Source organism: Actinoplanes sp. L3-i22, from assembly GCF_019704555.1.
Taxonomy (GTDB): Bacteria; Actinomycetota; Actinomycetes; order Mycobacteriales; family Micromonosporaceae; genus Actinoplanes.
Genome location: NZ_AP024745.1, coordinates 10,544,410 through 10,557,979, shown reverse-complemented (window position 1 = coordinate 10,557,979; position 13,570 = coordinate 10,544,410). Strand labels below are relative to the sequence as shown.

Sequence of the window (13,570 nt, the reverse complement as noted above, 5' to 3'; positions counted from 1 at the left end):
GGGCAACGGCCGAAGTGGTACGCCCGTACTCTTGGCAACCGTGGCAAGTACCACCTCCCTCGCCAAGCGGCTGCTCCTAGGCCGGCCGTTCCGCTCGGACAAGCTTCAGCACACGCTGCTGCCCAAGCGGATCGCCCTGCCGGTGTTCGCCAGCGACGCCCTCTCGAGCGTGGCGTACGCCCCCGACGAGATCCTGCTGACCCTCTCGATCGCCGGGGCGGCCGCTTTCGCGATCTCGCCCTGGGTGACGCTGGCGGTCGCCGTGGTGATGGTGACCGTGGTCGCCAGCTACCGGCAGAACGTGCACGCCTACCCGTCCGGCGGTGGCGACTACGAGGTGGCCACCGTCAACCTCGGACCGCGCGCCGGCCTGGGGGTGGCCAGTGCGCTGCTGGTCGACTACATCCTCACGGTCGCGGTGTCGGTCTCGTCCGGGGTGAACAACCTGGGCTCGGTGGTGCCCTGGGTGGCGGACAACCGGGTCGGCATCGCCATCGCCGCGGTCACCCTGCTCACCGCGCTCAACCTGCGTGGCCTGCGGGAGGCCGGGGTGGCGTTCGCGATCCCGACGTACCTCTTCATCGTGGTGATCCTGGGAATGATCGCCACGGGCCTGTTCCGGATCTTCATCCTGGGCGAGGACCTGCGCGCACCCAGCGCCGGCCTGACCATCACGGCGGAGTCCAGCCACCTCACCAGCTTCGCGTTCGTCTTCCTGCTGCTGCGGACGTTCTCGTCGGGCTGCGCCGCGCTCACCGGTGTCGAGGCGATCTCCAACGGGGTGCCCGCCTTCAAGCCGCCGAAGAGCAAGAACGCCGCGACCACGCTGATGCTGCTCGGCGGCCTGGCGATCGTGATGCTGGCCGGCATCGTGTCGCTGGCCCGGATGACCCACCTGCAGTACGTCGAGGACCCGACCACCCAGATCGTGGCGAACGCCGGGTTCTACGAGCAGAAGACGGTCACCGCGCAGCTCGCCCAGACGGTGTTCGGCGACGGCTCGTTCCTCTTCCTGCTGACCGGCGGGATCACCGCGCTGATCCTGTTCCTCGCCGCGAACACCGCGTTCAACGGCTTCCCGGTGCTCGGCTCGATCCTGGCCCAGGACCGGTACCTGCCCCGCCAGTTCCACACCCGGGGTGACCGGCTGGCCTTCAGCAACGGCATCGTCTTCCTGGCCGGCGCCGCGATCGTGCTGATCGTCGCGTTCGGCGCGGAGACCACCCGGCTGATCCAGCTCTACATCGTCGGCGTGTTCGTGTCGTTCACGCTGTCCCAGGGCGGCATGATCCGGCACTGGAACCGGCTGCTGAAGATCCAGCGCGATCCGGAACGCCGGCGCCGGATGATCCGGTCCCGGGCGATCAACACGTTCGGGATGGGCCTGACCGGCGCGGTCCTGATCGTCGTCCTGATCACGAAGTTCCTGCTCGGCGCGTGGATCGCGATCGCCGCGATGATCGTCTTCTACGTGCTGATGCTGGCCATCCACCGGCACTACACCCGGGTGGCCGAGGAGCTGCAGCCCACCGAGGAGCGCCCGGTGCTGCCGTCCCGCAACCACGCGGTGATCCTGGTCAGCAAGGTGCACCAGCCGACGTTGCGGGCCGTCGCGTACGCCCAGGCGACCCGGCCGGACACGATCACCGCGGTCACCGTGAACGTGGACGACAAGGACACCCGGGCGATCCAGGCCGAGTGGGAGCGCCGGGAGCTGTCGGTGTCGTTGACGGTGGTCGACTCGCCGTACCGGGAGATCACCAAGCCGATCATCGACTTCGTGAAGGGCGTGCGCCGCGCCTCACCGCGCGACGTGGTCAGCGTCTTCGTCCCGGAGTACGTGGTCGGCCGCTGGTGGGAGAATCTGCTGCACAACCAGAGCGCGCTGCGGATCAAGGGGCGCCTGCTCTTCGAGCCGGGCGTGATGGTCACCAGCGTGCCCTGGCAACTGCGGTCCAGCCAGGACCGTGACCTGGAGCGCCTGGACCGTGGGCTGAGCCGGGCCCCGGCACGTGGCCCCCGGGTCCGTCCGGTGGAACCGGAGCCCGTTCCCGATCAGACTGGCGGCGACAAACCATGACCGACCCCTCGGACGATCTCGTCGAAGGTGACCGGATCGAGCTGACCGTCGGCGCTCCGGCGCACGGCGGGCACTGCGTGGCCCGGTTCGGCGGCCCGCACGGCCGGGTCATCTTCGTCCGGCACACGCTGCCGGGCGAGCGCGTCACCGCGGAGATCACCGAACGGCACCGCGGCTACCTGCGGGCCGACGCGGTCGAGATCCACGAAGCCTCGCCGGACCGGGTCGAGGCGCCCTGTGCCTTCGCCCACCCCGGCGGCTGCGGCGGCTGCGACCTGCAGCACGTCTCCGCCGACGCGCAGCTGCGGTGGAAGGCCCAGGTGGTCCGGGAACAGCTCACCCGGTTGGCCGGGCTCACCCCGGAAGATCAGGACAAGGTTTTCGTACGGGTCGAACCCCTCCCCGGCGGCCTGCTGAACTGGCGCACCCGGGTCCGGTACGCGGTCGACGCGACCGGCCGTCCGGGCCTGCTCCAGCACCGGTCGCACCAGGTCGTCCCGATCGACCGCTGCCTGATCGCGCACCCGGCGATCCAGGGGCTGGACCTGCTCCAGCGCTCGTGGCCGGAGTCTGCCGCGCTGCAGACGGTCGCCTCCGCCGGCGGCGACGTGGTCGCCCTGGAACGCCCGGCCGGGACGTCCGGTTCGGCCGGCGGTGACCCCACCGACGATCCGGGCGGCAGCGGGCTCGTCCACCTGTCCGGCCCGGAGCGGCTCACCGAGGTCGTCGGCGACCGCACCTGGGAGGTCTCGCCGGAGGGCTTCTGGCAGGTGCACCCGGCGGCGGCGGCCACGCTGACCGCGGCGGTGCTGGCGATGCTGCGGCCGGTCGCCGGCGAGGTCGCCTGGGACCTGTACGGCGGCGCCGGCCTCTTCGCCGCGGCCCTGGCCGAGGTGACCGGCGCCCGCACCACGGTGGTCGAGTCGTCCTCGGCCGGCGTGGCGGCGGCCCGGGCGAACCTGGCCGACCTGCCGCAGGCCGAGGTGGTCCAGGCGGTGGTCGAGACGGCGCTGAGCCGCCGGCGGATCACCGGCCCGGTCGACCTGATCGTGCTCGACCCGCCGCGGGCCGGCGCGGGCGCCCGGGTGGTCCGGGGGATCGCGGCGGCCGGGGCCCGGGCGGTCGTCTACGTGGCGTGCGACCCGGCGGCGCTGGCCCGGGACGTGAAGACGTTCCGGTCGCTGGGCTGGGAGCTGGCCGAGCTGCGCGCCTTCGACTGCTTCCCGATGACCCAGCACGTGGAGTGCGTGGCGCTGCTGCTCCCGGCGGCCTAGAGCCGGTCGCCACGCGGGTGCGTGGCGACCGGAACTGATCAGGGGTTGGCGCGCTCGGCGGCGGCCACCGCGTTGCGGAACAGCATCGCGACCGTCGTCGGCCCGACCCCGCCGACCCGCGGCGTGATCGCGCCGGCCACCGCCGCGCACGACTCGTCCACGTCCGGCAGCAGGCGCCGGCCCTCGTAGCGGACCCCGGCCCCGACCACGACCGCCCCCGGCTTGACGTGCTCCGGCTGGATGATCCCGGGAACGCCGGCCGCCGCGATCAGGATCTCGGCCCGCCGGGTGTACCGCGGCCAGTCCTTGACCCCGGTGTGCACCACGGTCACGGCCGCGTTCGCGGTCGGCCGCTTCTGCGCCAGCAGCATCGCGAGCGGCCGACCGAGCGTCGCGCCGCGACCGAGAATGACCACCTCCCGGCCGGAGATCTCGATGCCGTGGTGGGCCAGCAGCGCCTCGATCCCGGCGGGCGTGCAGGGCAGCGGCCCGGGCAACCCGACGGCGAGCCGCCCCATGTTGAGCGGGTGCATGCCGTCGACGTCCTTGTCCGGGTCGAGGGTCTGCAGCGCCGCGTCGTAGTCGAGGTGGGCCGGGATCGGGTACTGGATCAGGACGCCGTGCACGTCCCGGTCGTCGTTGAACCCGGCGATCACCTTGAGCAGGTCGGCCTGGGTGACGTCACCGCCCAGATGCTCGTGCGGCGACTCGAAGCCCAGCTCACCGGCCTGCTTCTGCTTGATCCGGATGTATCCCGCGCTGGCGTCGTCGTCGCCGACCAGGATGGTGGCGAGGCTGGGCCGGACGCCGCGCTCCTTGAGCTTGGCGACCCGGTCGCGGACGTCGGCCAGCACGGCCTCGGCGACGGGCGCGCCGGGCAGGAGGCGGGCGCCGGTGTTTTCGCTGGTCATGTTCTTCTGCTCCTCGGCCGGGAGCCCAGGCGGTCGACTCCCGTGAACGAGCTCCCCGATGGTTCGACCATCCCCGAGCCGCCAGTCGCTGCTTACCTCCCAGAATGCCGGACGCGGCCGCGCGCCGGGGCGGCGGGGGTCTCAGAAGATCAACTTCAAATTCTTCATTGCCTCGGCTGCGGCCAATAACTGATCGTCGCTCCCGAGGGGACCCTTCCGGGCCTCGCAAGGGCGCAGGGCGCCCAGAACGCGAGGCCCTACAGGGCGATGTCCGTGGGTGGTCGCGGTTTCAAAGACCCCGAACGGGGCGATCACCGTGCGGATCGGGCGGGCGAATCCGGTGCCCAGTGGCTCGAGCTCGACGAATCACACGCCTCCACCGGTTCGGGGATTGTGAAGGTGCTGTGGAGGATCTCGGCCTGTCCGTTCGCTCCAGGTCGCGTACGCGCGTCACCCCGATAGACTCGTGCCTCATGAGCGACTCCCCCTCGACCCCGGCCGGCCTGCTGACGACCATCACCACCCCGGGTGATCTGAAGCGACTGTCCGCGGAGCAGCTGTCCCTGCTCGCGGCCGAGATTCGTGACTTCCTCGTGACCAAGGTGTCGAAGACCGGGGGCCATCTCGGTCCGAACCTCGGGGTGGTCGAGGTGACCCTGGCGATGCACCGGGTCTTCGACTCGCCACGCGACAAGATCCTCTTCGACACCGGTCACCAGTCGTACGTGCACAAGATCCTGACCGGCCGGCAGGAGGGCTTCGACCTGCTCCGCCAGCGCGGCGGCCTGACCGGCTACCCGAGCCAGGCGGAGAGCGAGCACGACCTCATCGAGAACTCGCACGCCTCCACCGCGCTGTCCTACGCCGACGGCCTGGCCAAGGCGTTCACGCTGCGCGGTGAGGACCGGCACGTGGTCGCCGTGGTCGGTGACGGCGCGCTGACCGGCGGCATGTGCTGGGAGGCGCTCAACAACATCGCGGCCACGAAGAACCGGCTGGTCATCGTGGTCAACGACAACGGCCGGTCCTACGCGCCGACGATCGGCGGCCTGGCCAACCACCTCTCCACGCTGCGGCTCAACCCGGGCTACGAGAAGGTGCTCGACCTGGTCAAGGACGCGCTCGGCTCGACCCCGGTGGTCGGCAAGCCGGTCTTCGAGGTGCTGCACGCGGTCAAGCGCGGCATCAAGGACGCGATCAGCCCGCAGCCGATGTTCGAGGACCTGGGCCTGAAGTACATCGGCCCGGTCGACGGCCACGACCAGCAGGCGATGGAGTCCGCGCTGCGCCGGGCCAAGGGCTTCAACGCGCCGGTCATCGTGCACACCGTCACCCGCAAGGGCTACGGCTACCGTCCCGCCGAGCAGGACGAGGCGGACTGCCTGCACGGCCCGGGCGCCTTCGACGCGGAGACCGGCAAGCTGCTGGCCGCGCCGTCGCTGAAGTGGACCAAGGTCTTCGCCGAGGAGCTGGTGAAGATCGCCGACGAGCGTCCCGACGTGGTCGGCATCACGGCCGCGATGGGCGAGCCGACCGGCATCGCCACGCTGGCCAAGAAGTACCCCGAGCGGGCGTATGACGTCGGCATCGCCGAGCAGCACGCCGCGACCAGCGCCGCCGGCCTGGCGATGGGCGGCCTGCACCCGGTCGTCGCGGTCTACGCCACGTTCCTGAACCGCGCCTTCGACCAGGTCCTGCTGGACGTCGCGATGCACAAGCTGCCGGTCACGTTCGTGCTCGACCGGGCCGGCATCACCGGCCCGGACGGGCCGAGCCACTACGGCATCTGGGACATGAGCGTCTTCGGCGCGGTCCCCGGCCTGCGGCTCGCCGCGCCGCGGGACGCCGCCACCCTGCGCGAGGAGCTGCGCGAGGCGGTCTCGGTCGACGACGGCCCGACCATCGTCCGGTTCCCGACCGGCGCGGTCGCCGCGGACACCCCGGCGATCCGCCGGATCGGCCAGGTCGACGTGCTGCGGGAGGACCGCCGCAAGGACATCCTGCTGGTCGCGGTCGGCTCGTTCGCCGGGCTCGGGCTGGACGCCGCCGAGCGGCTCGCCGAGCAGGGGTACGGCGTGACCGTCGCCGACCCGCGCTGGGTCCGCCCGGTGCCGATCGAGCTGACCGGCCTGGCCGCCCAGCACCGCCTGGTGGTCACCCTGGAGGACGGCATCCGCGCCGGTGGCGTGGGTGACGCGATCGCCGCCGCGCTGCGTGACGCCGGGGTGCTCGTGCCGCTGCGCGACTTCGGCGTGCCGGCCGGCTTCCACCCGCACGGCACCCGCGGCGAGATCCTGGCCGCGCTCGGCCTGACCGCGCAGGACATCGCGCGGGACGTGACCGAGTGGGTGTCCCGGATCGACGCCGGCAGCTCGAAGGAGGAGCAGCCCGCGCTCTGAGCGCCGAAAGCTGACGAGCGCCTCCGTTATTCCATCGTTATATTCAATGGATGGGTGCGGAGGCGTTCGGCCGCCCGGTCGTCATCGACCTCGGGCTCGGTCGCGGCGTCCCGGAGACCTATGAGCGACCACGGGGGCACACTGTCCCGCAGTGGTTCGCCCCGGTCGTGCTCGCGGTCCTGCTGCTGCTCAGCTCGAGCGCGTCGGCCGCCCCGCTGAAACCGCCGTTCACCGCGCTGCTGCGGGTCCCGCTCGGCCCGGCCGACCCGTACCTGGTCACCGCGGCCGGCCGGCTGCTCACCCAGACCAACGGCCTGATCACCGCGTACGACCTGGGCACCGGCACGCTGCGCTGGCAGGCCGGCCAGTCCACCCCGGTCTACCGCCTGCGCACCGGCGAGGGCCTGGTGCTGATGCAGCCGTGGACCACCGCCGGCGCCGCGGACGGCACCTCGGCGATCTCGGTGACCACCGGCGCCAAGATCTGGGACAACCCGCGCAGCGTGATCACCTTCGCCGGCAGCGACCAGCTGCTCGCGGTGACCGGCACCCGCAGCCTCTCCGGCAGCAACCGCCGGGTGCAGGGCCTGATCGAGGTGCTCGACCCGGCCACCGGCGAGGCCCGCTGGCAGGTCCGGGTGCCGTCCACCGCGGTGGTGCTCGGCGTGCCCGGGCCGGCCGGCTCCGGCGCCCGGATGCTGATGGTCCGCGACGACCGGACCGCCCGGCTCTACGACCTGGCCGACGGCCGGCAGATGAACGTGCGGTCGCTGCCGGCGGCCAACTACGGCCCGGAGAACCCGTCGGTCGCCGACGGGACCGTGCTGCTCCGGCATCCCGGCCCGTCCGGGATGGAGGTCTCCGCGTACGACCCGGCCACCCTGCGCGAGCTGTGGACGAAACCCGCCGAGGGCACCTTCGAGGTGCGCTCCTGCGGCCTGCTCGCCTGCTTCCTCGGGCAGGACGGGGTGCGCGCGGTCGAGCCGGCGACCGGGGACACGCGATGGGTGCGGGCCGGCTGGCAGTCCGTCACCGAACGCGGCGACACGCTGCTGGCCTACCCGGACACCGACATCAGCCGGCCGGTCGGCCTGGTGGACAGCCGGACCGGCCGGATGCTGGTCGACCTGGCCGGCTGGTTGCCGATGGCCGGGGCGAACGGCTCCGGCGAGCTGCTGGTCACCCGGGAGGTTCCGGCCGGCGCGCGTACCATGGTCGCGGTCGCCGACCGGGCGGCCGGCCGGCTGCGCCCGATCGCGCTGCTGCCGGCCGGGACCGGGGACTGCGAGGCGGCGCCGGGGCGGCTGGTCTGCCGGGCGAACTCCGGCGAGCTGGTGGTGTGGGCCTACGACGAGACGGCGGGCGCGGGCTGATCCCCGTACGGGAAAGGGTGTCGCGTGACGCTGATCGAGCTGGACCGCGAAGCCCACCTCGACCCGCCGCCTGCCTCGCGTCCGCCGATCTCCGCCTATCGCCGCGGCGGCCTGCTGCTGGCCCTGGCCCTGCTCGTGGTCCTGGGCGGCGCCGCGCCCGCCGCCGGGATCCGCTGGCGCTACCTCGGCGCGATCACCGCCCCGATCGCCCCGGACGGGCCGATCGAGCTGGCCGGCGGCCAGATCTACACGGTCGACGCCGGCGGGACCGAGCCGGCGGTCTCCGCGTGGAGCCCGGCCAGCCCACCGGCCCGGCTGTGGACGACCCGGGTGCCGGCCGGCGACGAGCGCAACGTCGCCGCGGCCGGCTCGCTGAGCGTCCGGCCGGCCGGCGACGTGACGCTGCTGACCAGTGGCGTCGCGACCACCGCGGTCGACGCGGCGACCGGGCGGATCCGCTGGTCGTCGCCGATCGCGGTGACCGTGCTGCCGGGCAGCGGCGTCGGCGTGACGGTCGACCGGGTGTTCCGCGCCGGCACCGAGTACGACCAGGAGTCCGGCGATCCGGGCCCGCTCTACTTCTCGGCCACCGGCGAGCCGCACACCGAGCCGCCGTTGCGCACCGACGTCCGCGGCCTGGACCTGAGCGACGGCCGGACGCTGTGGACCACCGCGCCGGGTGGCTCGGTCACCGTCGACCAGGTGCCCGGCGACGACCCGGCGGTGCTGATCACCTCGTCGAACCGGCTCACCCTGGTGGACGGCGCCAGCGGGCGGCTGCTCCGGGCGGTCGACGTGCCGCGGTTCGGCGGGCACGGGCCGGCCAGCGGCTCGCTGATCGGCGATGTGGCGCTGGTCAGCTACCAGAATCCCGGGCGGCAGGTCGCGTTCGCGGCCCGCACGCTGCGGCAACTGTGGACCCGCGAGGTGCCGGACCTGGTCGCCGACCCGGCCGACTGCCAGGGCGTGCTCTGCGCGGGCGGGCACGGTGACCTGCGGGTGCTCGACCCGGGCACCGGGCAGGCGCGGTGGCGGGTGCAGGAGGACGTGGACCTGGCGGTGCGCGCGGGCTACGTGCTGCAGACCGACGCGGCGTCCGGCGAGCCGGTGCGACTGACCGACCCGCGGACCGGGGCGACCCGCGTCGACCTGACCGGCTGGACCGGGGAGGTGGCCGGCTCGGCCGACGAGCCGCTGGTGCTGCGCCGCCGGGACAAGCGCGGCGGGCAGGCGTTCGCGACGGTGGTGCCCGGGCACGCCGAGATCCACCGGCTCGGGGTAACCGGGGCCGGGGTGGGGGAGTGCGACTCGGACGGCCGTTACCTGGTCTGCCGGTCGTCCGGCGGGCTGCGGATCTGGGCGTACCGAATCTAGTTTGGTCTTTGTGTCTGAGGTTGTGATCGAGCTCGGTGAGGTTCGGGATGCGCCTGAGGTGCGCGAACCGGTCACTTCACGACATTTCCGGATCCCGCTGCTCGGTCTCGTTCTGCTGCTGGCCGCGCTGCCCGGCGGAGCGGCGACCCGGGCGCGGCCGGCGCCGCCGGTGACCGTGCCGGCCGCGATCGGCGACCGGGTCCAGTCGCGGGCGGACCGGCTCTACGTGATCGGCGCCGGCGTGCCGGTCGGTTCGCCGGTCACCACGCAGACCGTTCGCGCCTACACGTTGCCGGCCGTGCACCCGCTCTTCGAGCAGTCGGTGCGCGTCTCCGGGGAGATCGTCGACGTCCAGGCCGCCGCCGGGGACGACCTGCTGCTGGTCCAGGTCCGCGGCTACACCGACGCCGGGCAGACCACCATCGCGGTCCGGCCCGGGGTGGCCGAGCCGCTCTGGACGCTGCCGGGCGCCCTGGCGGGGGTCCTGCCCGGCGGCACGGCGGTGTTCGGCTCGCGGGTCGTCGGCGCCGCCGACACGGACACCGGGCTCGACTGGCGCGGGGTGGACCTGGCGACCGGCGCGATCCGGTGGACGATCCGTCAGCAGCCCGGCGAGCAGGCCGCCCTGGACACCGACCGCGGCGCTCCACGGTGGTTGTACCTGCTCCGGGAGGAGCGGCTGACCGCCTACGACACCCGGGACGGCCGGCCGGTGGCCGAGGTGGCCCTGCCCGGGATGCGGCCGCGGTCCGCGGTGCTCTGGCCGCTCACCGGGCGGCTGCTGGTCAGCAGCGACGCGACCGGCAGCACGATCTTCGACACCGGGTCCGGCCTGCGCGCGGCCGCACACGTCGGCAACAGCCTGACCGGCTACACGGCGGCGGACGACTGCCAGGAGCTGATCTGCGCGTACAACCACGAGGGCAGCCTGGCCGGGCTCGACCCGCGGACGCTGGCCGAGCGGTGGTCGGTGGTCGGCGAGGCGTACACCACCTGGCTGGACGGCTACCTGCTCACCTTCGACCCGTTCGCGGTGCGGCCGGTGATCCGTCGGTCCGACCCGGTGACCGGCCAGGAGACCGGCCGGGTCACCGGATGGCAGTTCGCGCCCGGGCCCGGATCCGAGGTCTATCTGCGGCGCGGCGTGGGGAAGCGGGAGTGGTTCGGGAGGCTGGAGCCGGCCCGGATGTGGGTCCGCCCGCTGATCGCGGTCGAGAACGTGACCGACGAGTGTCAGGTGACCGGTGAGGTGCTGATCTGCCGCAAGATCGATGGCAGCGTCGGGGTTTGGCGGCTTCGGTAGCCTTCAGCTACGGCCGCCGGGGCCGGTCGGTGGTACGGAGGGTCTGCGATGCGCGTTCTGGTGGTGGAGGACGAGCGGACGATGGCCGACGCGATCGCCCGCGGGCTGCGGCGGCACGGCATGGCGGTGGACGTGGCGTACGACGGGCTCGAGGGCCACGAGATGGCCTACGTCACCCGCTACGACGTCGTCGTGCTCGACCGTGACCTGCCCGGCATGCACGGCGACGAGATCTGCGCCGCCCTGGTCGAGTCCGGCGCGCTGACCCGGGTGCTGATGCTCACCGCGGCCGCCTCGGTCGCCGACCGGGTCGAGGGCCTGACCCTCGGCGCCGACGACTACCTGCCCAAGCCGTTCGCCTTCGACGAGTTGGTGGCCCGGGTGCAGGCGCTGGGCCGGCGCGCCACCCCGCCCGCCCCGCCGGTCTTCAGCGTCGGCAACCTGGTGCTCGACCCGGGCCGCCGGGCGGTGACCCGGGGTGACGTGCCGATCGACCTGACCAACAAGGAGTTCGGCGTGCTGGAGGTGCTGCTCAAGGCGAGCGGCGCGGTGGTGTCCAGCGAGGAGCTGCTGGAGCGGGTCTGGGACGCGAACACCGACCCGTTCACCACCACGGTCCGGGTGACCGTGATGACCCTGCGGAAGAAGCTCGGCGACCCGCCGCTGATCGAGACCGTGGTCGGCGCCGGTTACCGGGTCGTCCTGCAGTGACGGTCTACCAGGGGCAGCAGGGCCTGCAGCGGGGAAGTGTGCTGCACCGGCTGCTGCGGCCCACCCTGCGCCTGCGACTCACCCTGCTGAACGGGATCCTGCTGGTCGCGGCCGGCGCGGTGCTGATCGTGCTGTCCTGGCTGCTGATCGACGAGTCGCTGCACCCGGCCGACGAGCTGCTGGCCGGCTCGACCGTGACGCTGAACGACGGCACCACCCGGGAGGCCCGCTCCTGGCAGAACGAGATGATCGATCAGGCCTCCGACCAGCTGCTGGTCAAGGGGCTGAGCGCGCTTGTCGCGATCGGCATCATCGGCACCGCCGGGGGCTACCTGGTGACCCGCCGGGCGCTGCGCCCGCTGCACACCGTCACGCAGACCGCCCAGCGGCTCGGTGAGGAGACCCTGGACCAGCGGATCCGGTACGCGGGGGCGGACGACGAGGTGGCCGAGCTGGCCCGGACGTTCGACGCGATGCTGGACCGGCTGGCCGAGGCGTTCGAGTCGCAGAAACGGTTCGTCGCGAACGCCTCGCACGAGCTGCGCACCCCGCTCGCGGTGATGCGCACCGAGATCGACGTGACGCTCAGCGACCCGGAGGCCGACGTCGCGGAGTACCGGCGGATGGCCCGCGTCGTGCGCGACGCCTCGATGCGGGCGAACGGCCTGGTCGACGCGCTGCTGGTGCTGGCCCGCTCGGAGGCGCAGTCCGGCCGGCGGCTGGTCCGCAAGGTGCCGGCCGACCTGGCGATGAGCGCCACCAACGCGCTGTCGGCGGTGAAGGACGAGGCCGACCGGATGCGGCTGGAGATCACCACCGACCTCACGGCGGCGCCGGTGGTCGGCGACCCGAGCCTGCTGGACCGGCTGGCCGGCAACCTGATCGAGAACGCGATCCGGTACAACCACCTGCTCGGCCGGCTCTGGCTGCGCACCATGTCGGTGGACGGGCAGGCCCGGCTGATCGTCGGCAACACCGGCCACGAGGTGGAGCAGGCCGAGGTGCCCGGCCTGTTCGAGCCGTTCCGCCGGGGCGGCTGGGAGCGGACCGGGTCGCGCGGCTCCGGCCTGGGGCTGTCGATCGTGCGCGCGGTGTGCGACGCGCACGGCGGCACGGTCTCCGCGATCGCCCTGGCCGACGGCGGCCTGGAGGTCACCGTGTCGCTGCCGGCCGCGGACACCACGCCGGTGGTGGCCGCGACCGCGAGCGTGCCGCGGATCGGTGGTTAGCCCACCTTCTCCATCTGGGCGCGCAGCTTCGGGAACTCGGACTTCGCCTTGCTCGCCGAGGAGTAGTACCACACCAGCATGCCGACGCTGCCGTCGTCGCTCCAGACGCAGACCGCCAGGTCGATGCCGGCCGACTCGCTGTTGCCGCACTTGGCGGCCCCGCCGTAGGTCCCGGTGGGCACCTCGATGATGTCGTCCACCGCGAGCCCGGTCAGGCTCATGTTGGTGAAGTTCCGGTCGAGCTCGAGCCCCGGGTTCGGGATCGGGGCGGCGACCGCGATCGCCATCACCATGTTCTTCTTCGCCGGGGCGCCGTAGAACGCGCCGAACGAGGTGGTGGCACCCGGGTAGCCCTTGAGCAGCCCGTCCTCCATCGTCGTGGTGACGGCGTTGAACTCCTTGGTGTCCAGCTTCGGCCGGCCGCCGAGCGTCTTCGGCTCGGCGACGGTGATGTCCTCGGCGGGCGCCTCGGTGCTGTCCGTCGTGCTGTCCGGCTCGGCCGGGGTGCTGCTGGAGGTGGACGTGGTGTCCTTCTGGTCGTCGCCGTAGACGATGCCGATCACGGCGAGGCCACCGACGCAGAGCACCAGCGCGATCGCGATCGAGACCAGGACGATCGGCAGCGTCCACGACTTCTTCGGCGCCGGCGGGATCGGCGGGAAGGTGGGCTGCTGCGGGTAGACCGGCTGGCCGTACCCGGGCTGGCCGTAGGCCGGCTGACCGTACGGCGGCGCGGGCGGCCCCTGCGGCGGGTAGCCGGGCTGCGCGTACCCCGGCGTGAAGGGCTGGGTGGGCGGCTGCGGCGGAGCCGGATCGGGCCCCGGGACGTTCGGATTCGGCACACCGGGGTAGGGCGGCCCTGCGTATGGGTCTTGCGACATCGACGGACTCCAGGATCAGGGGGTACGCGGCGCAG

10 protein-coding genes are annotated in these 13,570 nt (G+C 72.9%); 8 read left to right on the top strand and 2 right to left on the bottom strand.

What is annotated here, in order from left to right; translation table 11 throughout:
* Nucleotides 1-40: 40 nt before the first annotated feature.
* Nucleotides 41-2,080 (top strand): APC family permease, encoded by a 2,040-nt coding sequence (locus tag L3i22_RS46695; RefSeq protein WP_255657676.1) that lies wholly within the window; start codon nt 41-43, stop codon nt 2,078-2,080.
* On the top strand, nt 2,077-3,354 hold the full coding sequence (locus L3i22_RS46690; RefSeq protein ID WP_221323832.1) for a class I SAM-dependent RNA methyltransferase: 1,278 nt from the start codon (nt 2,077-2,079) through the stop codon (nt 3,352-3,354). Before L3i22_RS46695 ends, L3i22_RS46690 begins: the two co-directional genes overlap by 4 nt.
* Nucleotides 3,355-3,392: 38 nt before the next feature.
* Here L3i22_RS46690 and L3i22_RS46685 read toward each other — a convergent pair whose 3' ends face one another.
* Entirely contained in the window at nt 3,393-4,265 is an 873-nt protein-coding gene (locus L3i22_RS46685; RefSeq protein WP_221323831.1) for a bifunctional 5,10-methylenetetrahydrofolate dehydrogenase/5,10-methenyltetrahydrofolate cyclohydrolase, read from the bottom strand.
* Nucleotides 4,266-4,738: 473 nt separating this feature from the next.
* Here L3i22_RS46685 and dxs point away from each other — a divergent pair, with 473 nt between their 5' ends.
* From dxs to L3i22_RS46655, 6 genes are read left to right on the top strand one after another with little or no spacing between them, the layout of a single operon-like run.
* On the top strand, nt 4,739-6,664 hold the full coding sequence (gene dxs, locus L3i22_RS46680; protein ID WP_221323830.1) for a 1-deoxy-D-xylulose-5-phosphate synthase: 1,926 nt from the start codon (nt 4,739-4,741) through the stop codon (nt 6,662-6,664).
* Nucleotides 6,665-6,714: 50 nt separating this feature from the next.
* Nucleotides 6,715-8,037, top strand: coding sequence for a PQQ-binding-like beta-propeller repeat protein (locus tag L3i22_RS46675; RefSeq protein WP_221323829.1), 1,323 nt, complete (start codon nt 6,715-6,717; stop codon nt 8,035-8,037).
* Between the two features lie 24 nt (nt 8,038-8,061).
* Nucleotides 8,062-9,411: a PQQ-binding-like beta-propeller repeat protein gene (locus L3i22_RS46670; RefSeq protein ID WP_221323828.1), complete on the top strand. Its 1,350-nt coding sequence runs from the start codon at nt 8,062-8,064 to the stop codon at nt 9,409-9,411.
* A gap of 10 nt (nt 9,412-9,421) precedes the next feature.
* Nucleotides 9,422-10,714 carry a hypothetical protein gene (locus L3i22_RS46665; RefSeq protein ID WP_221323827.1) on the top strand — a complete coding sequence of 431 codons (1,293 nt, stop codon included), beginning with the start codon at nt 9,422-9,424 and terminating at the stop codon, nt 10,712-10,714.
* 48 nt (nt 10,715-10,762) lie between these two features.
* Nucleotides 10,763-11,425, top strand: coding sequence for a response regulator transcription factor (locus tag L3i22_RS46660; protein WP_221323826.1), 663 nt, complete (start codon nt 10,763-10,765; stop codon nt 11,423-11,425).
* Nucleotides 11,422-12,654: a cell wall metabolism sensor histidine kinase WalK gene (locus tag L3i22_RS46655; protein ID WP_221323825.1), complete on the top strand. Its 1,233-nt coding sequence runs from the start codon at nt 11,422-11,424 to the stop codon at nt 12,652-12,654. The genes L3i22_RS46660 and L3i22_RS46655 overlap by 4 nt, the downstream gene beginning before the upstream one ends.
* Here L3i22_RS46655 and L3i22_RS46650 read toward each other — a convergent pair.
* Nucleotides 12,651-13,535: a hypothetical protein gene (locus L3i22_RS46650; protein WP_221323824.1), complete on the bottom strand. Its 885-nt coding sequence runs from the start codon at nt 13,533-13,535 to the stop codon at nt 12,651-12,653. The genes L3i22_RS46655 and L3i22_RS46650 overlap by 4 nt on opposite strands.
* Nucleotides 13,536-13,570: the final 35 nt, after the last annotated feature.

Coding starts and splice junctions, on each gene's coding strand:
- L3i22_RS46690 (WP_221323832.1), top strand. CDS start 2,077: ATGACCGACCCCTCGGACGATCTCGTCGAAGGTGACCGGATCGAGCTG.
- L3i22_RS46685 (WP_221323831.1), bottom strand. CDS start 4,265: ATGACCAGCGAAAACACCGGCGCCCGCCTCCTGCCCGGCGCGCCCGTC.
- dxs (WP_221323830.1), top strand. CDS start 4,739: ATGAGCGACTCCCCCTCGACCCCGGCCGGCCTGCTGACGACCATCACC.
- L3i22_RS46675 (WP_221323829.1), top strand. CDS start 6,715: ATGGGTGCGGAGGCGTTCGGCCGCCCGGTCGTCATCGACCTCGGGCTC.
- L3i22_RS46660 (WP_221323826.1), top strand. CDS start 10,763: ATGCGCGTTCTGGTGGTGGAGGACGAGCGGACGATGGCCGACGCGATC.
- L3i22_RS46650 (WP_221323824.1), bottom strand. CDS start 13,535: ATGTCGCAAGACCCATACGCAGGGCCGCCCTACCCCGGTGTGCCGAAT.